The organism is Streptomyces sp. NBC_00178 (genome assembly GCF_036206005.1).
Taxonomy (GTDB): domain Bacteria; phylum Actinomycetota; class Actinomycetes; order Streptomycetales; family Streptomycetaceae; genus Streptomyces.
Genome location: NZ_CP108143.1, coordinates 6,740,815 through 6,760,231, shown reverse-complemented (window position 1 = coordinate 6,760,231; position 19,417 = coordinate 6,740,815). Strand labels below are relative to the sequence as shown.

The 19,417-nt window shown below is 72.9% G+C and carries 22 protein-coding genes and 1 pseudogene; 10 read left to right on the top strand and 13 right to left on the bottom strand.

Going from position 1 to position 19,417, the window contains the following annotated elements:
* Positions 1 to 117: 117 nt before the first annotated feature.
* The gene (locus OHT61_RS29620; protein ID WP_329042399.1) at positions 118 to 459 is read right to left on the bottom strand and encodes a chaplin; all 342 of its coding nucleotides are present in this window, start codon (positions 457 to 459) and stop codon (positions 118 to 120) included.
* Between the two features lie 233 nt (positions 460 to 692).
* Here OHT61_RS29620 and OHT61_RS29615 point away from each other — a divergent pair, with 233 nt between their 5' ends.
* Positions 693 to 1,040, top strand: coding sequence for a UBP-type zinc finger domain-containing protein (locus OHT61_RS29615; protein ID WP_329042397.1), 348 nt, complete (start codon positions 693 to 695; stop codon positions 1,038 to 1,040).
* Between the two features lie 101 nt (positions 1,041 to 1,141).
* Here OHT61_RS29615 and OHT61_RS29610 read toward each other — a convergent pair whose 3' ends face one another.
* Positions 1,142 to 2,020, bottom strand: coding sequence for an oxygenase MpaB family protein (locus OHT61_RS29610; RefSeq protein WP_329042395.1), 879 nt, complete (start codon positions 2,018 to 2,020; stop codon positions 1,142 to 1,144).
* 230 nt (positions 2,021 to 2,250) lie between these two features.
* Between OHT61_RS29610 and OHT61_RS29605 the strand changes: the two genes are divergently transcribed.
* Positions 2,251 to 2,718, top strand: coding sequence for an SRPBCC family protein (locus OHT61_RS29605; protein WP_329042394.1), 468 nt, complete (start codon positions 2,251 to 2,253; stop codon positions 2,716 to 2,718).
* A gap of 39 nt (positions 2,719 to 2,757) precedes the next feature.
* On the opposite strand, the gene OHT61_RS29600 is transcribed toward OHT61_RS29605, so the two are convergent.
* On the bottom strand, positions 2,758 to 3,723 hold the full coding sequence (locus tag OHT61_RS29600; protein ID WP_329042393.1) for a pirin family protein: 966 nt from the start codon (positions 3,721 to 3,723) through the stop codon (positions 2,758 to 2,760).
* A 121-nt stretch (positions 3,724 to 3,844) separates the two neighbouring features.
* On the opposite strand from OHT61_RS29600, the gene OHT61_RS29595 reads away from it, so the two are divergent.
* Entirely contained in the window at positions 3,845 to 4,192 is a 348-nt protein-coding gene (locus OHT61_RS29595) for a tetratricopeptide repeat protein (protein ID WP_329042392.1), read from the top strand.
* Between the two features lie 97 nt (positions 4,193 to 4,289).
* Here the strand turns inward: OHT61_RS29595 and OHT61_RS29590 are convergent, their stop codons facing one another.
* Positions 4,290 to 4,994 carry a TetR/AcrR family transcriptional regulator gene (locus OHT61_RS29590; protein ID WP_329042391.1) on the bottom strand — a complete coding sequence of 235 codons (705 nt, stop codon included), beginning with the start codon at positions 4,992 to 4,994 and terminating at the stop codon, positions 4,290 to 4,292.
* 125 nt (positions 4,995 to 5,119) lie between these two features.
* A complete protein-coding gene (locus OHT61_RS29585; RefSeq protein WP_329042390.1) occupies positions 5,120 to 5,869 on the bottom strand; it encodes an SDR family oxidoreductase in 750 nt (249 codons plus the stop codon).
* 217 nt (positions 5,870 to 6,086) lie between these two features.
* On the opposite strand from OHT61_RS29585, the gene OHT61_RS29580 reads away from it, so the two are divergent.
* Positions 6,087 to 6,599, top strand: a complete 513-nt coding sequence (locus tag OHT61_RS29580; protein WP_329042389.1) for a GNAT family N-acetyltransferase — start codon at positions 6,087 to 6,089, stop codon at positions 6,597 to 6,599.
* 133 nt (positions 6,600 to 6,732) lie between these two features.
* On the opposite strand, the gene OHT61_RS29575 is transcribed toward OHT61_RS29580, so the two are convergent.
* Positions 6,733 to 7,503 carry a CbtA family protein gene (locus OHT61_RS29575; protein WP_329042388.1) on the bottom strand — a complete coding sequence of 257 codons (771 nt, stop codon included), beginning with the start codon at positions 7,501 to 7,503 and terminating at the stop codon, positions 6,733 to 6,735.
* 26 nt (positions 7,504 to 7,529) lie between these two features.
* The gene (locus OHT61_RS29570; RefSeq protein ID WP_329042387.1) at positions 7,530 to 7,745 is read right to left on the bottom strand and encodes a CbtB domain-containing protein; all 216 of its coding nucleotides are present in this window, start codon (positions 7,743 to 7,745) and stop codon (positions 7,530 to 7,532) included.
* 273 nt (positions 7,746 to 8,018) lie between these two features.
* Here OHT61_RS29570 and OHT61_RS29565 point away from each other — a divergent pair, with 273 nt between their 5' ends.
* The gene (locus OHT61_RS29565; RefSeq protein ID WP_329042386.1) at positions 8,019 to 8,591 is read left to right on the top strand and encodes a histidine phosphatase family protein; all 573 of its coding nucleotides are present in this window, start codon (positions 8,019 to 8,021) and stop codon (positions 8,589 to 8,591) included.
* A gap of 59 nt (positions 8,592 to 8,650) precedes the next feature.
* Here the strand turns inward: OHT61_RS29565 and OHT61_RS29560 are convergent, their stop codons facing one another.
* Complete coding sequence (locus OHT61_RS29560) at positions 8,651 to 9,331, bottom strand: 4'-phosphopantetheinyl transferase family protein (RefSeq protein WP_329042384.1); 681 nt, start codon at positions 9,329 to 9,331, stop codon at positions 8,651 to 8,653.
* The gene (locus OHT61_RS29555) at positions 9,328 to 10,230 is read right to left on the bottom strand and encodes a metallophosphoesterase family protein (protein WP_329042382.1); all 903 of its coding nucleotides are present in this window, start codon (positions 10,228 to 10,230) and stop codon (positions 9,328 to 9,330) included. Before OHT61_RS29555 ends, OHT61_RS29560 begins: the two co-directional genes overlap by 4 nt.
* 222 nt (positions 10,231 to 10,452) lie before the next feature.
* Between OHT61_RS29555 and OHT61_RS29550 the strand changes: the two genes are divergently transcribed.
* Positions 10,453 to 10,824, top strand: a complete 372-nt coding sequence (locus OHT61_RS29550; RefSeq protein WP_329042381.1) for a VOC family protein — start codon at positions 10,453 to 10,455, stop codon at positions 10,822 to 10,824.
* Positions 10,825 to 10,965: 141 nt separating this feature from the next.
* Here the strand turns inward: OHT61_RS29550 and OHT61_RS29545 are convergent, their stop codons facing one another.
* Positions 10,966 to 11,523 (bottom strand): BLIP family protein, encoded by a 558-nt coding sequence (locus OHT61_RS29545; RefSeq protein ID WP_329042380.1) that lies wholly within the window; start codon positions 11,521 to 11,523, stop codon positions 10,966 to 10,968.
* Positions 11,524 to 11,823: 300 nt separating this feature from the next.
* Between OHT61_RS29545 and OHT61_RS29540 the strand changes: the two genes are divergently transcribed.
* The gene (locus OHT61_RS29540; RefSeq protein WP_329042379.1) at positions 11,824 to 12,360 is read left to right on the top strand and encodes an isochorismatase family cysteine hydrolase; all 537 of its coding nucleotides are present in this window, start codon (positions 11,824 to 11,826) and stop codon (positions 12,358 to 12,360) included.
* 121 nt (positions 12,361 to 12,481) lie between these two features.
* Here OHT61_RS29540 and OHT61_RS29535 read toward each other — a convergent pair whose 3' ends face one another.
* Positions 12,482 to 13,657: an epoxide hydrolase family protein gene (locus OHT61_RS29535; RefSeq protein WP_329042377.1), complete on the bottom strand. Its 1,176-nt coding sequence runs from the start codon at positions 13,655 to 13,657 to the stop codon at positions 12,482 to 12,484.
* A 238-nt stretch (positions 13,658 to 13,895) separates the two neighbouring features.
* Here OHT61_RS29535 and OHT61_RS29530 point away from each other — a divergent pair, with 238 nt between their 5' ends.
* Complete coding sequence (locus OHT61_RS29530) at positions 13,896 to 14,525, top strand: maleylpyruvate isomerase family mycothiol-dependent enzyme (RefSeq protein ID WP_329042376.1); 630 nt, start codon at positions 13,896 to 13,898, stop codon at positions 14,523 to 14,525.
* Positions 14,526 to 14,595: 70 nt separating this feature from the next.
* Here OHT61_RS29530 and OHT61_RS29525 read toward each other — a convergent pair whose 3' ends face one another.
* Positions 14,596 to 15,561: a MerR family transcriptional regulator gene (locus OHT61_RS29525; RefSeq protein ID WP_329042375.1), complete on the bottom strand. Its 966-nt coding sequence runs from the start codon at positions 15,559 to 15,561 to the stop codon at positions 14,596 to 14,598.
* A 93-nt stretch (positions 15,562 to 15,654) separates the two neighbouring features.
* On the opposite strand from OHT61_RS29525, the gene OHT61_RS29520 reads away from it, so the two are divergent.
* A complete protein-coding gene (locus OHT61_RS29520; RefSeq protein WP_329042373.1) occupies positions 15,655 to 17,178 on the top strand; it encodes an alpha/beta fold hydrolase in 1,524 nt (507 codons plus the stop codon).
* 68 nt (positions 17,179 to 17,246) lie between these two features.
* Here the strand turns inward: OHT61_RS29520 and OHT61_RS29515 are convergent, their stop codons facing one another.
* Positions 17,247 to 18,173 (bottom strand): cupin domain-containing protein, encoded by a 927-nt coding sequence (locus OHT61_RS29515; protein ID WP_443049639.1) that lies wholly within the window; start codon positions 18,171 to 18,173, stop codon positions 17,247 to 17,249.
* 142 nt (positions 18,174 to 18,315) lie between these two features.
* Here OHT61_RS29515 and OHT61_RS29510 point away from each other — a divergent pair.
* Positions 18,316 to 19,279, top strand: a pseudogene (locus tag OHT61_RS29510) (SDR family NAD(P)-dependent oxidoreductase).
* The last annotated feature ends 138 nt before the right edge of the window (positions 19,280 to 19,417 follow it).

Here is a 19,417-nt window from a genome sequence, read left to right as displayed (position 1 = left end):
CAGCCCGCTGACGGGCTGTGCGGGGCGGGGCGCCGGGCACGCCCGATGACGTCACCCTGTCCGGCTGAAGTGCCCCGTTCACTTCAGCCGGACGGGGTGAGGGCGGCTCAGGAGGAGTTATTCGCCGTGGCCTTCGGAGTGGCCGTGGTGGCCGCCCTTGCCGTCGCTGTGGTGCTCACCCTTGCCGTCGCCGTGCTCGTCGAAGCTCTCGCCGCCGAAGTCACCGTTGATGCACGTGTTGCCGGCGGTCGGGTTCAGCAGACCGATGATGTTCACCGAGTTGCCGCACGCGTTGATCGGGATGTGGATGGGCAGCTGCACGACGTTGCCGGACAGCACGCCCGGCGAACCGACGGCGACGCCCTGCGCACCGGCGTCGGCGCTGGCCACACCCGGGCCGGCCAGAACCAGGGCGCCCGCGGCGGCGGTGAGGACCGCCGCACTTCCCAGCTTGAACATGATGTCTCCAGACGTGTGGGTGCCGCCCCACGGAGGGCGGCGGACTGCGTCCTACCCTGCGCAGGCCCGCCCGCCCGTCTACGCTGACACGCTGTCGACCGGTACCGGCCCCCTCGAACGGTGGACCCCTGCACGCCGCCCCGATCGTTCGCCCGCGCGATCGGGCAGCATGTCCGTGGCGTCGGCGGCCGGGGCGCTCGCAGACGCCCCGCAGCGACGAGAGGAACGGGCCGATGGCCGCATGGAGAGTCGCGCCGGACGCGGGCGCGCTGGACCGCAGGAGCTGTGCGCACGAGGATGCCGACGAGCACCTGCCCGAGCCGGAGACCGCCCCGGCCTGCGACGACTGCCCTGCCGGCGCCCCGTTCGGGAGCCTGCTGCACTGCCTCACCTGCGGGCACGTGGGATGCAGCGACAGTTCGGCCGGTCAGCATGCCTACGGCCATGCCCGGACCTCCGGCCACCCCTTGGCCCGGTCCCTGCGTTCCGGTGACACGTGGGCCTGGTGCTACGAGGACGAACTCTTCCTGCTCCCCACGGACGAGGAGGGCCCCGTGGACGAGGACGGCCACGCCCCGTGACCGCGCGCGCCCCCGTCTCACCCCGCCGCTCGACGTCAGGCCGTACAGTCCGCTCGCGGCCGGTGCGGAGGGACCGGGGAGGCCGGACGGTTGCGGGGTGTTCAGGCCCGTTGCACGTCCTCGGGCCCGCGCATGGCCCACCCGATCAGGCCGGTGGCCGCTCGCCCCACCGGTTGCAGCACCCACCGCTCCCCCGGCCCCCAGCGCGGAAGGCCCAGTTCGCCGGTCGCCCACCGGGGCAGGAGGGCGACCGCGTTGGCTGCCAGAGCCCCGTAGAACGGCATCGCGAAGACCGGGATCGGCGGCCGCAGCAGCAGGTAACGGGTGGTCTCACGCGCTTGCGGCGTGCCTCGCAGTTCCGCCCGGTACGTCTCCAGGCGCGCCCTCAGCGCCTCTGCCGACCGGGGCGGCGACGTCACGCCCAGGGCCTCGGCGATGCGCGCCATCTCGGCCACGTAGCGGGAGCATTCGTCGTCGGTGAGCGGATGGGCGCCGAAGGTCTGGTGGGCCTGGAGGAAACTGTGGGTCTCCGCGATGTGCACCCACTCCAGCAGATGAGGGTCCGAGGCCCGGTACGGCACACCCTCGTCGGTCACGCCCCGGATGCGCGCGTGCACGGCCCTGACGCGCTCGCATGCGGCCTGTGCGCTGTCGGCGGTGCCGTACGTCGTGGTGGCGAGAAAGGTGCTCGTGCGCTGGAGCCGCCCCCAGGGGTCGCCCCTGAATCCGGAGTGGGCGGCCACGGCAGCCATGGCCTGCGGTTGGAGGGACTGCAGGAGCAGTGCGGACAGTCCGCCGACGAACATCGCGCTGTCCCCGTGCACGCGGCGCACCGGACTGTCCGGCGGGAACCAGCGCGGGCCCGGCGTGTGGTGGATGGCGTCCCGGTTACGGGGGCCTTCCGGGCCCGCCACGCGCTCGAACAGCAGCCCGCCGGCGCGTCGGCGCAGCGCCTCCAGCGCATTCGGAAGTACGGCCATCGACGCTCCTCGGGACTCTGCCGGCCTGCGCGCGAGGTCGCCCCCTCGACCGCCTCCCCTGCGGACGCGGCTGCGACGGAACCGGCAGTGGTCATCTCATGGTCCTCACCGCGCGGGGCGTCCGCCACTCGTCGGAGCGGATGAACCTGCGTCCGATCACCGCGTACGGGGAAGGAGGTCTTTCGTGCCCAGCGCGGGCACGGAGCACGATGTGACCCCCGGGAGCCGCTGTGATCAAGGTCGAACGCGTCATGCACTCGAACCGGACGTGCGACGAGATCGTGGCCTACCTGGCCGACTTCTCCCACACCGAACAGTGGGATCCGGGCACGATCAGCTGTCGGCGGGTCGATGCAGGTGCCCCGGTGGCGGTGGGCACCACGTGGCTGAACGAATCGTCGTTCCGCGGACGCCGCACCGAGCTCCGCTACGAACTGACGCGGATGGACGACGACCGGCTCACGTTCGTCGGGCGCAACAGGACGGCGACGTCGACGGACGACCTGCACTTCGAACCGGACTCCGGCGGCACCCGGATCACCTATCGTGCCGCCGTCGAATTCCACGGGATCGCACGACTGGCGACACCCCTGCTGAAGAAGGAGTTCGAGCGGCTGGGGGACGAGGTGGCCGAGCAGCTTCCGGCCGCACTCCAGGAGAATCTGGGCCCCTCCTCGTCCGGCACCCGGCCGGCGTGACCGAGGGCCGGATGCCTGCGGGGCCGGGGCGACGTACGCTCAGCGCACCCTGCCCCGGGGCTTCAGCGCGCCCGGGGGCAGAGCCGGAGCGGGCAGGCTTCCGCCGTCGTAGCCCAGCACCTCACCGAAGCGGGAGCCCTCCATCCAGTCCAGGCGGGCGGCCTCGATCTCCCCGTGGGACCGTCCGACGAAGTTCCACCACATGACGATCTCCTCCTCGAACGGCTCGCCGCCCAGCAGCATCAGTCCGGCGTCCGAGGCGGCGCGAAGCGGCAGTTGGGTGCGGCCGCAGCCGAGGTAGAGCATCGACCCGGGGAGCACCGGCACGCCGTCCACCTCGGCCTCCCCCGACATGGACAGCACCGCGTACTCGAAATCCGGATCCAGCGGCAGCCGGGTCTCGGCGCCCGCGTCCAGCGCGAGGTCGGCTCCCACGATCGGGGTGTACGCGGTGCCGGGCGAGGCCGTCCCGTCGAGTTCGCCCAGGATCACGGTCGCGGTGAGGCCCGGCGCCGTGACGGTGGGCAGGCCGGTGTGGTGCTGGAAGTGCGGCTCGACGTGCCGGTGCGCGTCGGGGAGAGCCACCCAGAGCTGGGCTCCGTGCAGGTACCTGGCGTGGGATCTCGGGCTCTCCTCGGAGTGGCTGATCGCCCTGCCCGAGGTCATCAGGCCCAGCTCACGCGGGCGGATGGTCCGCAGGCTTCCCAGACTGTCACGGTGCAGGACCTCGCCCTCGTGCAGCCAGCTGACCGTCTGCAGTCCCATGTGGGGGTGCGGGGGCACCTGCATTCCGGACTCGTCGGCGATGTCGTCCGGCCCGTAGTGGTCCACGAAGGCCCAGGCCCCGACCATGCGGCGGCCGAGGTTGGGCAGCAGCCTGCGTACCTCCGTGGACTCCCCGAGCTGCACGCGGCGCGGGCTGAGGAGTTCACGCACGGGTTCGGCCACGACGAACCCCCGTCCTCCGCAGACGGAGAGGGGTGCCTGACGATCCAGATTGCTCATGGCGCACAACCTATGGCCACGGAGGCGTGGGGGCGCCGGTCCCACGCCGAATATTTAGTGGAATATTAAACTACCTTCGGGTGTTGAGCACGATGCACCACACCATGGCCGAGGAGGAGAAGTGGACGAGACCTACTACGAGTTCGGCACACCGGCCGAGCGCTGGGACCGTGCGCAGATGTTCTTCGAAGCGAAGGAATACCTGACGGCCGCACGGATCCTCGGCGGGCTGGTCCAGGAGGCTCCGGAGCAGGTCGCGCCGCGCCTGCTGCTGGCCCGCGCCTACTACCACTCCGCCCGGCTCACCAAGGCCGAGACGGAGCTGCGCGAGGTGCTGAAGCGCAACCCCGTGGAGGACTACGCCCTCCTGATGCTCGGGCGCACGCTCGAGCGCCAGGGCCGCCCGGCGGAGGCCGCGCCGCACCTGCGGATGGCGCGGGCGATGGCGGGGGACTTCGAGGAGGCCTGAGCGAGCCCGCCCGCCGCCCGACAGTCCCGGGGCGGGTGAAGGAGCAAACGGCCGCTGAGGGGCGGGGCACGCGTCGAAGGTGCGCGGACCCCGCCCCTCAGTCGCGCTCGGTCCCGCCGCTCGACACGCGGTCGAGCCATTCCTTCATGAGCGCCGATTCGGCAGTGCTGAGACCGGACCCCTGAGAGCGCCGCAGCAGCGCGGAGAGCTGGGCCGCGACGGACGGGACCTCCGCGTCCGCGGGTTCGACCGCCCGCACGTCCGCCGTGAAGACGGCGGCGTGCACGGCGTCCCGCACACGGTCCGAAGTGGCCGCGTCCGGGAAGGTCGCCGGGCGGGCCACCAGCATCAGCGCCACTCCGGTGGTGGCGGACATGATCATCTGGGCCGCGGCCTCGGGGGCGACGCGCAGCTTCCCCTGCTCCGCGGCGCGCTCCAGGTCCCGGGTGAGGATGCGATGGGCCTCGATCGCGGACGCCGGGGGTGTCCGCATCGCGGGAGAGTTCATCAGGCGGTACAGGTTGGGGTTCTGCCGGGCGAAGTCGATGTGACCGTCCCAGCCGCTACGCAGGTCCTCGATGGGGTCCCCGCTGTCGCCCCGCTCCCGCTTGGTCGCCAGATACGCGTCGAACCCATGGTCGACGACGGCCGAGAGGAGTCCGGCCTTGTCCCCGAAGTGCCGGTAGAGAGCGGGAGCCCCGACCTGGGCTCCCTCGCACACGGCCCGCGTGGAGATGTCCCCGTCCGGGGACTCCGCGACCAGCCCGGCCGCGACTTCGAGGATGCGTGCTCGTGTACTCACCGGAGGGACGCTATCAAGCACCGGCCGGTCAGAGCGGGGCGACGGCACACGGTGGACCTCCGCTCCCTCCGCGGCCACGGCGCGGCCCGGTCGGGCTGTCGATCACCGGCTCGGCCTGCCGGCCGTCAGGCGATGCCGCCGTTGGCGCGGAGCACCTGTCCGTTGATCCAGCGGGCGGGGCCGGCCAGGAAGGAGACCACCTCCGCTATGTCCTCCGGCACGCCGAGCCGCTCCAGCGGCGGCTGCGCGGCCATCCTGGCGATCGCCTCGTCGCCCTTGCCGTCCAGGAAGAGGGCCGTGGCCGTGGGTCCGGGAGCCACGGCGTTGACGGTGACGTCCCGGCCCCGCAGTTCGCGGGCGAGTATCAGCGTGATCGCCTCCACCGCACCCTTGGACGCGGCGTAACCGCTGTATCCCGGCAGGGCCAGCGCCAGCACGGAACTGGAGAAGTTGATGAGCGCTCCACCTTCACGCAGCCGGCGCGCGGCCTGCTGGCCGACGACGAAGGTGCCGCGGATGTTGGTGCGGTGCATCTGGTCGAGGACGTCCAGGTCGAAGTCGGCCAGAGGGGCGAGGGACATCACACCCGCCGCGTGCACGACGACGTCCACTCCCCCGAAGGTTTCCTCGGCGGCATCGAAGAGCGCGGCCACGGCTACCTCGTCGGCGACATCCGCCCTGTGCGCGATGGCCCGCCCGCCCGACGCGACCACCGCCTCGACCGCCGCCTGCGCCTCGGCCTCGTGTCCGGCATAGCCGACGACGACCGCGAGCCCGTCCGCCGCCAGCCTCTCGGCGCTCTCACGGCCGATCCCCCGCGACCCACCGGTGACAACAGCGACCCTGCGCGCGGGGACGGGGCTCTGCTCGGTCATGACGTACTCCTCGGGAAGAGACGGATACCGCCGGCACGGCGGGCCACGACGCCAGGGGCCGGCAAGGTCCCGATGGCGAGGAAAACAACGCTAACATTTTTACGGTATCAACGCTACCGATTTCTTGTGCACCGCCCTTCCCGCCACCCGTGACGGGGACTAAATCGAGGTGCGCGCGGCGGACCGGCGGTGATACCCAGGCCGGATGGAATCCCTCATGACCACCCGGCTCGCGCTGCACCCCCTGAACGCGGCGGAAGCCGCGGCGATAGCCGCGAGCGGGCCGGGGGGCCCGCCGGCGGCACACTGGGCACCCGGATATCCCGATGACGGCGACAGGAGGGCGGCGGGCCGGTTCCTCCGGACCTGCGCGAACGTCGGCGACCCCGGCCCCTTCGGCGCGTTCGAGATACGCCGGCGCACGGACGGTCTGGCGATCGGCGGCGCGGGTTTCCACGGCGCACCGGACTCCGAGGGGCGGCTCACGATCGGATACGGCCTCATCGCCTCGGCGCGGGGCGTCGGTTACGCGGCCGAGGCGCTCGGCGCACTGCTGTCCTTCGCGCGGTCGCGAGGGGTGTCGTCCGTGAAGGGCGACGCCGATCTCGACAACGTCGCCTCCCACCGCGTGATGACATCGGCGGGCATGCGACTGGTGGCCGTGGACGACCGGTTGAGGCACTACCGCGTCGACTGGCGTGACACCCCGTCACCTCGGCCGTCGGAGTGAAGGACGTGAGGGCCGCCCGCCCGGCGGCCGTTCCCGGCAGCGCTGAACGTCGCCGGGGCGAAGACACCCCGGAACGCCGGAACCCGCCGGGGGTTCCGGCGGGTTCCGTCGATCGTTCCGTGGGGCGTGGAGGTCAGTTCACGGCCCCCACCGTGGCCGTCGGCGCGGAGGCGGCCGCCGAGCCGGTGCGCGGCAGGAGCAGCCGTTCCGTGAGCACCCCGAAGATCAGGCCGAACGCGGTCCAGAGGGTCGCCTGGACGGCGAGCGTGGACAACCTGAACTCCCAGAGGAGGGTGGCCGGGAAGTCGGCCCCCACCTCGTTGAACGAGGGCAGGAAGGCGTAGGCGAGCCCGACCAGGACGACGTAGCCCCCGGCAGCGGCGATCGTCGCGTTCCAGGCGCCGAGCCGCGGCGCGAGCCGCTTGCCCGTGATGACGGCGGCGACGGCCAGCAGCACACTGAGCGCGACCATCAGGAAGAAGAGGCCGGTTCGCTGCCCGATGGTGTCGGGGTTGCCGACGGCGGGCGGGTTCGCCGGATACTTCAGGAACGGCACGACGTACACCGTCAGCAGCGCCGCCCCCGCGACCAGCGCGGCGGTGGCCCTGGGGCCGAAGGCGCCGATGCGGCCCAGTGCGTAACAGAAGACGAGTGCGGCGATCCCGCCGGCGGCGACGCCGAACACCAGGACGCCGGTGGCGAGTCCACCGGTGGCCTGCATGGTGCGGCTGACGAGTTCCTCGCCGCCGTGCTCATGGCTGTGGGCGTGGGCCTCCTCCAGCGCGATGGCGGCGTCCACCCGGGACTCGCCGAGGAAGTAGGCCACAGCCAGGGCGAGTACGCCGGCCGCGAGGCCGGCCAGCATGCCGCGGACGAGCAGGGCTCGGACCGATACGGAGTTCATGAGGCGTTCTCCTGCTTTCCCGCCCCTCAGTGGCAGGGGAAACCGAGCAGGTGACGGCCGTCGTGCACCCATTCGTGCACGCCTTCGCCCGAGATGAGCGCCGTGGCGCCCTGCTCCGCGCCGACGAAGTAGAGGAGCACGAGCATCAGGATGCCGAAGAAGACCGCCCAGGGCGCGAGGGCCTTGAGCGATATGGGCGCGATGACCGGTGCGACGGTGGTGGGGGCGGCAGAGTGTGCCATGGCAGAACCTCCTGTGGGAACACGCGTCCCTGTCGTGGTGCCGTTGACGAGGTGCCGGGTCTGACTTCCCGCCGCGGGGCGGGTACACAGTGGCGCGACCGTGCCGGATTCTCACCGGGCTTCCGTCACACCTTCGTCATGGTTGCCGAGACCATACCGCCTGCCGTTCGGCCACCGCCATGGCGCAGGGGGAGCTTGTCGTCCCGCCGGGCCGCTGTGTTCCCATGGGGCGACTGCGGGGCGGGCCCGCCGTGCGGGAGGTGGAGTCGGAGAATGCCGGTACGGGTGATGTTGATCTCACCTGCGGTCAACGCCGCTTCGCGTGAGGCCCGGTTCGAGGGCGACGCCCCTCTGGACGCGGCGGGGGCGCGCAGGGCGGCGGCCGTCGCGGCCGCCGGCGGGGTACCCGGCACGGACCGGCAGGTGCGCGGGCCGTCCCAGCGGTGCCGCGGGACGGCCGAGGCCCTCGGGCTGGACGCCCGCGCCGAACCGGTCCTCGCCGACTGGGACATGGGGCGCTGGCGCGGCCGGCGCCTGGACGACGTCGGCGCGGAGGAGCAGGACGCCGTGTCCGCCTGGCTGACCGACCCCTCGGCGGCGCCTCACGGCGGCGAGTCCCTGCTGGCTCTGGTCACCCGGGCCGGCAGAGCACTGGAGTCCATGGAAGGCACCGGCGGACGGCTGCTTGCCGTGGTCGAGCCGGCGGTCGTACGGGCCGCACTCGTCCACGCCCTGAAACTGCCTGCGGAAGCCTTCTGGCGGCTCGACGTCGCCCCCTTGAGCCTCACGGAGCTGAGCGGGCGGTCGGGACGGTGGAACCTGCGGTGCGGCCGCCCGCTGAGCTGAGGGGGTCAACCGGCGTCGGCGTGGCAGCGACCGCGCTTCCGCCGCGCGTCGGAGCGGGCTCACAGGGGCGTGGCGCCGCCCTCGTCCGCCGGAAGCACGATCGCGGTGACGGCGAGCCCTTCGGCGACCAGCCAGCGCCCCTCGTACGACGCGGGCATCCCGGGGGCCGTGCGCAGCAGTTCCGCGGTGAACGTGCCCTCGGCTGCGGGACCCGGGCCGTGGTGGAAGGTGATGTCGGCCTCGGTGAAGTCGAGTTCGGTCCGGGTGAGCGGGAACCAGGTCTTGAACACGCTCTCCTTGGCGCTGAAGAGCAACCGGTCCCAGTGGACGCCCGTCCCGTCGGTCCCCGGCATCCGCGCGCGTTCCGAGGGCAGCGAGACGATCTCGTGGACGTCGGGCGGCAGCGGTTCGTTCGGTTCGGCGTCGATGCCGATCGCGCGGGCCCGGGAGGTCCGGGCCAGGACCGCGGCGCGGTAGCCGTCGCAGTGCGTCATGCTGCCGATCACCCCGTCGGGCCACAGCGGCATCCCGCGGTGGCCCGTCAGCACCGGAACCGGCGGCAGTCCGAGATCCGCCATCGCCCGCCGCGCGCAGACGCGTACGGCCGCGAACTCCTGCTTGCGGCGGTCCACGCTGCGGGCCACGAGCCGCGCTTCCTCGGGGTACAGGCTCCCGGGCGGTGCCTCCGCCTCGCGGGTGTCCGCGCAGGCGGCGTACGAGGGGAGGAGGCGTTCGATCACGTGCGGTCTCCGTTCGCGACCGGGGCCCGCCCGCCGTCGTAGGGGAGGATCTGCCGCAGGAGGCCGAGCGGATGGCCCCGCTCGCGCCACTCCCTCGGGTAGCCGATCGAGACCTCCTCGAACCGGACGCCGTCGTACCAGGTGGTCCGGGGGATGTGGAGGTGGCCGTACACGACCGCGGCGACGTTGAAACGGCTGTGCCAGTCGGCGGTGAGTTCCGTGCCGCACCACTGGGCGAACTCCGGGTACCACATGACCGAGGTCGGCTCGCGCAGCAGCGGCCAGTGTCCCGCGATGACGAGGGGCACGGACGGGTCGTGCGCCGCCAGCCGCTCCTCGGTGAGCGCCACCCGGTCCCGGCACCAGTCGTCCACGGCCTGGTAGGGGTCGGGGTGGAGCAGGTATTCGTCGGTGCAGACGACGCCGGCCTCGTGCGCCCGGGCCAGGGACTCCGCCTTGGTCGACGTCCCCGGGGCCCGGAAGGTGTAGTCGTACAGGGTGAACACGGGTGCCACGGCGACGGGCCCGTCCGCTCCCTGCCAGTGCGGGTACGGGTCCTCCGGTGTGGTGACCCCGAGCTCCCGGCAGACCTGGACGAGGTGCTCGTACCGCGCACGGCCCCTCAGGCGTACCGGGTCCTTGTCGACGGTCCACAGTTCGTGGTTGCCGGGCGTCCACACCACACGGGCGAATCGGCGGGTCAGGGTCTCCAGCGCACTCTCGACCTCTTCGGCCTGCTCCGCCACGTCCCCCGCGACGATCAGCCAGTCCGCGTCGGAGGTGGGCCGCAACCGGTCGGCGATCGGGCGGTTGTCCGCGATGCCGACGTGGAGGTCGCTGACGGCGAGGAGCCGCCCCTGCCCCTTCGGCGTCGGGGGGACGTCGCTCAGTGGACTCATTGTTCGAATTTACCGCTTCGGTGGGTCTCCCCCGCACCGCCCCGCTCGGCGTGCTGTCCTTTCGTGCGGCCGGGATGATGGGCGAATGCGCTCCCCCCTGACGGTGATTGCCCGGCGGACAGTGGGGAAGGCGCCGTTCACGCGTGCGGGCGGGAACAAGGACCGCCCCGTCCCGGGCGGGGCGCGAGGAGCACGCGGCCGTTCCCGACGGAAGGACCCGCCATGCCGATCGCCACGTACGGCCTCGTCGCTCTCGACTGCCCGGACCCCCGGGCGCTGGCCGGCTTCTACCGGGCGGTCCTGGGCGGTGAGGTCGGCAACGACAGCGAGGACTGGTACGTCCTCCGCACGCCGGACGGCGCGCGCATCGCCTTCCAGAGGGCCCCGGACCACTCCCCGCCGGACTGGCCCGGCGGCCGACGCGGTTCGCAGCAGGCGCACATCGACCTCGACGTGACGGACATCGACCGTGCACACGAGGAGGTGCTGGCGCTCGGGGCGAGTCCGCTGGACGTCGACGACCACGGCGGGAAACGCGGCTTCAGGGTGTACGCCGACCCGGCGGGCCACCCCTTCTGCCTCTGCGTCGGGTGAACGCGGGCCGGCGCGGCCCCCGCCCCGCCCGTAGCCCCGCCCCGGCCGGCGGGACTACGGGCGGGGCGGCGTCCCGCGCACCGGTGGCGTCCGGACAGGCGGGGCGGCGAGACGGCCGCCGGCGGTGCGGGAACGTTTCCGTCAGGTGAGGCTGCGCTGGTTCCGGTAGGTCAGCTTGCCGTCGGTGAAGTCGAAGTAGGCGGTGGGCGGGAAGAGCCCCGTGGCCGCCTTGCAGGCGTACTTCTCGACGAAGCCGGTGGTGGCGGGCCAGTTGGGGTAGCGCTGTCCCTGCACGACGCAGGAGTCCTTGGGAACGACCGCCCACACCTGGGCCTCGCTCATCCCCAGAGCTGTCTTGTTGTAGTGGGACAGCCTGATGGACGGGGTCTTCGGCTTGTACAGGAACTCGTTGCGCTTGGAGTACAGCTTGCCGTCGTCGGTGAAGTCGAAGCCCCCGTAGGGGGCGTAGTCGCTCGACTCGGTGAAGCAGAGGATGGAGTCGCCCACGACGCCACCGGTGTCGCACGCCGGCTCGCCGCCGCCGATCTGCCAGACCTCGTCGAAGGTCATGCCGAACTGGATCTGCTCGTATTTCTCGACCGAGAAACCGGAGTTCGCCTCTGCGGCCGACGTGGTCGCGACAAGGGCCGCCGCCGCGGCGGCGAGCGCGACTCCCGCACGTGCAATCCGGGCTTTCACCAGGTGTGTCCTTTCGTCGATGCCCCGCGCACGCGCCACGTCCTGGACACGGTGGGGCGGTCCGTACGGTGCGGGGAGCCCACACCCCCGCTGCGGCACGACAGACCCGCGGACGTGGCCCCCGCCACCGGGCGCGACGTTATGTTCCGGCGCTCTCCGCCCCGTCTCCCGGCCGGCGTCGTGGCCGGAAAGGCCCCGCATACCGAGTGACCCCGTCCGTGTCGCCTCGCCCCGCACGGTGGTCCGGGTGGGCGTGCCGGCGTGGCACGGTCCTTCTGCGTGTGGTGAGAATGGGGGATCATGAGCCGGAGCGCCCTCATCGTGATCGACATGATCAACGCCTACGACCATCCCGACGCCGAGATCCTCATCCCGTCCGTGCGTACGGCGCTGCCCCGGATCGTCGAGCTTCTCGACCGTGCCCGCCGGGACGACGTGCCCGTGATCTACGTCAACGACAACTTCGGGCAGTGGCGTTCGCACCACGGGGAGATCATCGACGCCGCTCTGTCCGGCCCGCACAACGAGCTGGTGGAACCCGTGCTGCCGGACGACACCTCACTGTTCGTCATCAAGGCCAGACACTCGATCTTCTACGAGACACCGCTCGGTTATCTGCTGGCCCAGCTCGAGGTCGACCGCGTCGTGCTCTGCGGACAGGTCACGGAGCAGTGCGTCCTGTACTCCGCCCTCGACGCGCACATCCGCCACCTGCACGTGACGGTCCCCGACGACGCGGTCGCCCACATCCACCCGGATCTGGCGCGGGCCGCACTGCGCATGATGGAGCGCAACATGGACGCCTCCGTGCCCCCGGCCGAAGCGGTCCGGTTCTGAGGGCTGTACCCGGCGGTGCCGCGCCGGTCGGCCGTGTGGAGGCGGCCACCCCCGCGTGTACCGGCTCTCGTCTCCGTGCGCGAGCGGCCTCATCGGTACCGCCCTGTCACCTCGGCACCGCTCAGCCCTTGGCAGCCGTCCGGTAGGGGCGGAAGAAGGCGCGCAGTTCCTGCGCGTAGAGCTCCGGCTCCTCGAACGCGGCGAAGTGGCCGCCGCGGGCGGGCTCGGTGAGGCTCACCAGGTTCGTCGAACGTTCCAGCCACGCCCGCGGAGGGCGGACGATGTCGCCGGCGAAGAGGGAGAAGCCGGACGGCACCTCCACCCGGCGGGCGAGCTGAGCGGGCGGGATGGCGGCGTTCGCCCGGTACATGCGCATCGACGAGCCGATCGTCCCGGTGAGCCAGTAGAGCATCACGTTCGTCAGGATCTCGTCCTTCGTGAAGGACCGTTCGATCTCTCCGCCGCAGTCGCTCCACGCCTGGAGCTTCTCCACGATCCAGGCGGCGAGGCCGGCCGGCGAGTCGTTCAGGCCCACGGCCGCCGTCTGCGGCTTCGTGCGGTGCACGGCGGCGTAGGCGCCCTCGGTGGCGCCCCAGGCGGCGACGTCCCGCACCCAGGCACGCTCCTCCGTCGTGAGGCCGGCGGGGTCCCCGCCGGGGACGGGCAGGCCGCCGTCGGTCCGGTGGACCGCCACGACGCGGTCGGGGTGGTCGAGTGCCAGGTACCGGCTCACATGGCTGCCGATGTCGCCGCCGGCCGCACCGAAGCGGGCGTATCCGAGGACGCTCATGAGCTCGGACCACAGACCCGCCACGGCGATGGAGTCGAGGGCCTTGTCCGTAGGCCGGTCGGAGTATCCGAAACCGGGTACGTCCGGCACGACCACGTCGAAGGCGTCGGCGGGGTCGGCGCCGTGGGCCCCGGGGTCGGTGAGGAGCGGAATGACCTTGGTGTAGCGCCAGAAGGAGTCGGGCCACCCGTGGCTGAGGATCAGAGGCATCGCGTCCCGCGCGGGTTCGGCCGCCCGCACATGGACGTAGTGGATCCCTAGGCCGCCCAGGGGCACGCGGAAGCGGGGAAACCGCGAGAGCGCCTTCTCCTGCGCGGGCCAGTCGAAGTCCTCGGCCCAGTAGGCGACGAGCTCGCGGAGCCAGGTGAGGTCGGTGCCCTGCGACCACCCCGCGTCCTCGGGACTGTCGGGCCAGCGCGTGCCTCGCAGCCGCGCGCGGAGGCCGTCGAGCGCCGCGGGGGCGGTCTGCTGGATGAACGGCTCGGGGCGGGGCTCGGCGTCCGGCATGGGGGTCATCCTAGGGGTCGCGTGCCGCTGCCGCCGGGCCCCGCCCCGACGGGGCCGGGCGGCCTGGTCGGCACCGGGCGGGACCCTGCCCGGTCCGGACCGGCGGTGGTCCCCCACTGCCGTCGCCCGCGCGGAGGCCGGCACGAAGGTCGCGGGGACACCGCGGCCGGCGGACGATGAGTTCGCGCGCTCCCCGGGGTCTGCAAGGGCGGACAGCAGCGCCGACGAAGGAGGAGCCGTGGAGAAGGACGACGTCTGGGACCTGGTGCACGCGGAGCGTGCGGCACTGATCCAGGACCTGGCCGGACTCGACGACGACCGGTGGCGGGAGCCCTCGCTGTGCGAGGGCTGGACCGTGCACGACGTGGTGGCCCACCTGGTCGACACGGCCCGGACGACGCGCCTCGGATTCGTGGTCGCGCTGGCCCGGGCGCGGTTCGACTTCGACCGGCAGAACGCCCTCGGTGTGGAACGCGAACGCGGGGAGACGCCGCAGGAGACCCTGCGACGGCTGCGCGGTGCGGCGCCGCGGACGTCCACCCCGCCGGCGCCGCTCGTCAGCCGCCTCGTCGAGGAGATCGTCCACGGCGAGGACATCCGCCGGCCCCTGGGGCTCACCCGTGCCTATCCGCAGCGGGCCGTCGTGGCCGCGCTCCGGCTCCAGACCCGCACACCGGTGTCGATCGGCGGTGCGAAGGAGTTGGTGGACCGCGTACGCCTGACAGCGACCGACGCGGATCTGACGATCGGGACCGGGCCGGAGGCCGTCGGCCCCGCGCTCGGTCTCCTGCTCGCCGTGTCGGGCCGCCGGGTGGCACTGGACGACCTCAAGGGGAGCGGCGTGAAGGCGCTGGCGGAACAAGCCTGACGCGTCGTCATGAGTGCCCGCCCGATCCACCACCGCATGCGGCGGCACCCGTGGGCGGAGTGCGGCCCGCTCAGCCCCGCCGGACGGCCGCGCCCATCCCCGCCTCCGACTCCAGCGCGGCCAGCAGCCAGTCGTGTGCGGTGCCGGGAGTCGGCTCGGGCCGGTCCGCGTGTGTGCTGATCAGCTCGGCCGTCAGTTCCCAGTACCGGTCGATACGCGGGTCGGCCGCCAGCCTCCCGGCGAGCGCGCGGCGGAAGCCCGGGGTGTCGGCGACGTCGCCGGCTCGCGCGTAGGCGTCCACGAACCCTTCCAGCGCCTCCCCCGCGTGCGGCTCCCTGCCCCGGCGCATCTGGACCGCCGCCAGGTCGTACGCCTCGGCGAGGCCCGCGTACAGCACGGCCGATTCGCGGGCACCCGCGGACCGGTGCGCGTGGGGCTGGGTGGGCGCACCGCCGTCGCAGGGGCCGGTCACCATGGCGTACAGCCGGGCGAAGGCGAGCACCTGGGCCGGTCCGGGGTCCTCGGGGGGCTGCGGGACGGCGGCGTCGAGGAAGGCGCCGACGGACCGGGCCGGCATGCGCGGCGGGAGCCACGCACGCCAGAACCGCGCCAGGGGAGCGGTGTTCGGCGGCGCCGCCACGGCTCCGACCAGCAACAGACGGACGGGGCGCTCGGACGGCGGGCTCTCCTGTACGGCGCGAAGAGCGGCCTCTCTCCAGCGCAGGGCCGCGAGTTGCGAACCGGCCTCGGCCAACTGCCCGGCGACCGCGTCCTCCAGCACCCCGCCGGTCCGGCCCGCGTCGTCGTCATCGAGGACGCGGCGCACGGTGGCGACGGGCAGGCCCAGAGTGCGCAGGGACCGGATCAGCCGCAGCCGTTCCAGCGCGTCGGGGCCGTAGCGGCGGTGCCCGCCCGAGCTGCGGGACGCCTCGGGCAGGAGGCCGTGGTCGGTGTAGAAGCGGACCGTCTTGACGCTGACCCCCGCGCGCCGCGCGACCTCGCCGATGCCGCACAGGCCGTCCCACGACGAGAACACTTGAACCTCCCTCAGGGGGAGTTCCTACGGTACCGGCGAGAGGGCCGGCCGGGGGTACCCGGTCGGCGGACGACGGCGTACCGAGGAGAGATCATGACCGTGTTCATCCTGGTGTCAGGCATGTTCACCGGACCGCACGTGTGGCACGACACGGCGGCGCTGCTGACCGCCGCGGGGTCCGACGTCCGTACGGTGCCGCTCGGCGGGCTCGACGGGGTCCGTGCCGCGCCGGGTCCGGTGGTCGATCTGGAGTCGCACATCGCCGACGTCGTCGCGGTGATCGACTCGGTCCTGCGGGGTGCGCACGCGGAGATCGTCCTGGTCGGCCACGACTACGGCATCCATCCCGTGGTGGGCGCCGCCGATCGCCGCGCCGCGTCGATCGCCCGGATCGTCCATCTGGACTCGGGACTGCCCCGGGACGGCGTACCCGCTCTCGCCGCCGTCGCCGACCCGCAGTTGCGTGAGGAGGTGATCCGCCGGTCCGCCGGGGGCGGGACCGCGGCAGCCGAACTCCCGCCCCCGGCGCGTGAGGAGTGGCAGCTCTGGGGCAGCGTCGCCGGCGTACCGGACGCGGCCCTGGACCGGCTCACCGAGCAGGCCGGGCCCCAGCCGATGGCCACGCTGCTCCAGCCGCTGAGCCTGACCGGAGCGCTCGCCCCGGTCCCCCTCACCGGGGTGCTGTGCACCGCCGGCGGGGCGGGGATCGCACTGGTGCAGAGCCGGGTGGATCTGGGAGAACCCTCGCTGCAGGCGTGGGCCGGTCCCCGAAGGACGTTCTTCGAACTGCCCACCGGGCACTGGCCGATGCTGTCCAGTCCGGACGAGCTGGCACGGACGTTGCTCCGGGCCGCCGCCGGTGAGGGACACCGGCTGACACCCGCGAACGCCGCCGCTCCTCCGGCGCATCTGCGTCCCTTCCTGCTGGACGTGCCCGTGGCACCCGTCGAGCGGGTCGCCCACGTCGATCTCCATCTGCCCTCCGCGCCGGGCCCCCGTCCGGCGGTGCTGATCGTGCACGGGGGCCCGGTCCCGGCGGGAGCCGCCCCGGCCCCCAGGGAGTGGCCGGGCATGACGGGGTACGCCCGTTACGCGGCCGCACACGGGGTGATGGGCGTGACGGTCGAGCACCGCCTGCACGATGTGGCGGACTACGAGCGGGCCGCGGCGGATGTCGCGGCGGCGGTGGAGCTGGTCCGTTCGGATCCCCGGGTGGACGCGGACCGGATCGCCCTGTGGTTCTTCTCGGGCAGCGGCCTGCTCAGTGCCGAGTGGCTGGCGTCGCCTCCGTCGTGGCTGCGCTGCCTCGCGGCGAACTACCCGATCATGGCGCCGCTGCCGGGCTGGGGGCGTTTCGGCAGCCGGTTCCGCCCCGCCGACGCGGTCGCCCACGCCGGCGACCTGCCTCTCGTGCTGGTGCGCGCCGGGCTGGAGAGCGACGGGATCGCCGTCACCGTGGAGGCGTTCCTGGACTCGGCGAAGCGGCACGGGGCGGACGTCGAGGTGGTGGACGTGCCGGACGGCCACCACGGCTTCGAGGCGGTCGATCCCACCGACGCGTCGCGCGATGCCGTGCACCGGGCGATGCGTGCGGTGCTGGGCCGTCTGACGGCCTGACCCGTCCCCTCGGGGCGGCCCTGGGGGCGTCGCCCGCGCGGGGAGTGCCTCCGCCGGGGCGGCACGCTTCACCCGCCCCGGGGCGCCCGGAAGGCGGTGCGGTAGTCCCGGGGCGACGAACCGGTGACCCGTTTGAAGGCCGTACTGAGCGCGCTCTCGGAGCCGTAGCCGACCGTGCGGGCGATGGTCGCGATCGTTCCGGTGTCCTCGCGCAGGTGCCGGGAGGCGAGTTCGACGCGCCAGCGGGTGAGGTAGTCGAGCGGCCCGCAGCCGACCATGTCCTTGAAGCGTGCAGCCAGCGTGGACCTGGAGACCGCACCCGCTTCCGCGAGCTCGGCCACGGTCCACCGGTGCTCGGGCCGCCGGTGCATGGACGTCAGGGCGGCGGCCACCGCGGGGTCGGTGAGGCCCGCCAGCCAGCCCGACACCGCGTGCGGCTCACGGGCGAGGTGCACGCGCAGGACGTGGACGAGCATGACGACGGCCAGGTGCTCGGCGACCAGGGTCGACGCCATCTCTCCTCCCCGGAGTTCCCGGTCGATCTGGGCGAGCGCCCACTGGAGGGTGTCGGCGCCCGCGGTGCCCGCCGGCACGTGCACGACCGCGGGCAGGCCTTCGAGCAGCAGTGACCGCGCCCGGTCTCCGAAGGAGAAGCGCCCGCCCACGAGAAGGACCTCGTCGGAGCCGTCGCCCGTCCGTGCGACCCCGCCCTCGGTCCGGGAGTAGACGTGCTCGGCGTCGACCGCGAAGGCTCCCGGGTCGCTGCTCAGGGTGAACCGCCGCGGCTGGGTGAGCAGGTAGCAGTCCCCGGCGGCCAGGGCGATCGCTTCCGGCTCGCCTTCCACCTCCAGGGAGCACGCGCCGCGCTGTACGGCGTTGAACTTCACCCCGGTCGGCGCTTGGAAGCTCACGGCCCACCGCCCTCCGGCGACCAGGTTCGACGACAGGTGACTCCGTGTGTCCAGCAACGCGAGCACGTCTTCCAAGGGGTCCATCATCGCTCCGTTCCTGGACGATCAGGCATGTTTGCCGGATTCCACATCATAGATACTCCGTATCGCTGTCGGTAGCGTCGGGAAGCGACAGGTACTCCCCACCTCCTACACGGAAGGGTTTCCCGTGCGAGACCACCAGCGACTGACCACGCCGTTCCACTCCCATGCCACAGCCGCCGAAGTCCTCGACGGCGTCGGCCTCACCGGGCTCCGCGCCGTCGTCACGGGGGGGAGCCTCCGGGATCGGCACCGAGACCGTGCGGGCCCTGACGACCGCGGGCGCGGAGGTGACCGTCGCCACCCGGGACCCGGCTTCCGCCGAGGCCACCGTCCGCGAACTCGACGCGCTGCCCGGCCCGGGGTCCGTGCGGGCCGCCGCGCTCGACCTCTCGGACCTGGCGTCGGTCGAGGCCTTCGCCGGCGGCTGGCGGGGTCCGCTCGACATCCTCGTCGCCAACGCGGGCGTCATGGCCGTGCCCGAGCGACGGGTCAGCCGCGAGGGCTGGGAGCTGCAGCTGGCGACCAACCACCTCGGCCACTTCGCCCTGGCCACCGCTCTGCACCCCCATCTGCGTGCGGCGGGGGCGGCGCGCATCGTGATCGTGAGCTCCGGTGCGCACCTCACCGCGGCCTTCGACTTCGAGGACCCCCAGTTCGAACGCCGCCCCTACGACCGCTGGACGGCCTACGCCCAGTCCAAGACCGCCGACGTGCTGCTCGCGGTGGGCGCCGCCCAGCGGTGGGGGTCCGACGGGATCACCGCCAACGCCCTCAACCCGGGGTGGATCAGCACCCGGCTCCAGCGCCACCTCGACGACGACACCATGCGCGCGCTGGGCGCCGTCGACGAGAAGGGCGACATCATCCCCCAGCCCTACTACAAGGAGCCGGACCAGGGAGCCTCGACGTCCGTGCTGCTCGCCGCCTCACCGCTCCTGAAGGGCGTCACCGGCCGCTATTTCGAGGACAACCAGGAGGCGCGGCTCGTCGAAGGCCCTGAAGGGACCCCGGGAGGCGTGGCGGCACACGCGCTCGACCCGAAGGCGGCGGACCGCCTCTGGGACTACGCGTCCGAGACCGTAGCGGCGGCGCGCAGCCGGCGCTGAGGGGACGGCCTCCCGGCACCTGTACGGGCGGGCCCGGGCCTCGCACCCGCGAACCGCTGCGGAGACGCGCGGCCGGCTGATGACCCGGCCGCTTCGCGGGCACACGGGTCACACGATGAGGGGATCCCCGTGGCGGCT

Bases quoted from the DNA above. Each gene is read 5' to 3' on its own strand.
- OHT61_RS29620 (WP_329042399.1), bottom strand. From the start codon at position 459: ATGTTCAAGCTGGGAAGTGCGGCGGTCCTCACCGCCGCCGCGGGCGCC.
- OHT61_RS29615 (WP_329042397.1), top strand. From the start codon at position 693: ATGGCCGCATGGAGAGTCGCGCCGGACGCGGGCGCGCTGGACCGCAGG.
- OHT61_RS29610 (WP_329042395.1), bottom strand. From the start codon at position 2,020: ATGGCCGTACTTCCGAATGCGCTGGAGGCGCTGCGCCGACGCGCCGGC.
- OHT61_RS29600 (WP_329042393.1), bottom strand. From the start codon at position 3,723: ATGAGCAATCTGGATCGTCAGGCACCCCTCTCCGTCTGCGGAGGACGG.
- OHT61_RS29585 (WP_329042390.1), bottom strand. From the start codon at position 5,869: ATGACCGAGCAGAGCCCCGTCCCCGCGCGCAGGGTCGCTGTTGTCACC.
- OHT61_RS29580 (WP_329042389.1), top strand. From the start codon at position 6,087: ATGACCACCCGGCTCGCGCTGCACCCCCTGAACGCGGCGGAAGCCGCG.
- OHT61_RS29575 (WP_329042388.1), bottom strand. From the start codon at position 7,503: ATGAACTCCGTATCGGTCCGAGCCCTGCTCGTCCGCGGCATGCTGGCC.
- OHT61_RS29570 (WP_329042387.1), bottom strand. From the start codon at position 7,745: ATGGCACACTCTGCCGCCCCCACCACCGTCGCACCGGTCATCGCGCCC.
- OHT61_RS29565 (WP_329042386.1), top strand. From the start codon at position 8,019: ATGCCGGTACGGGTGATGTTGATCTCACCTGCGGTCAACGCCGCTTCG.
- OHT61_RS29555 (WP_329042382.1), bottom strand. From the start codon at position 10,230: ATGAGTCCACTGAGCGACGTCCCCCCGACGCCGAAGGGGCAGGGGCGG.
- OHT61_RS29550 (WP_329042381.1), top strand. From the start codon at position 10,453: ATGCCGATCGCCACGTACGGCCTCGTCGCTCTCGACTGCCCGGACCCC.
- OHT61_RS29540 (WP_329042379.1), top strand. From the start codon at position 11,824: ATGAGCCGGAGCGCCCTCATCGTGATCGACATGATCAACGCCTACGAC.
- OHT61_RS29535 (WP_329042377.1), bottom strand. From the start codon at position 13,657: ATGCCGGACGCCGAGCCCCGCCCCGAGCCGTTCATCCAGCAGACCGCC.
- OHT61_RS29520 (WP_329042373.1), top strand. From the start codon at position 15,655: ATGACCGTGTTCATCCTGGTGTCAGGCATGTTCACCGGACCGCACGTG.
- OHT61_RS29515 (WP_443049639.1), bottom strand. From the start codon at position 18,173: ATGGACCCCTTGGAAGACGTGCTCGCGTTGCTGGACACACGGAGTCAC.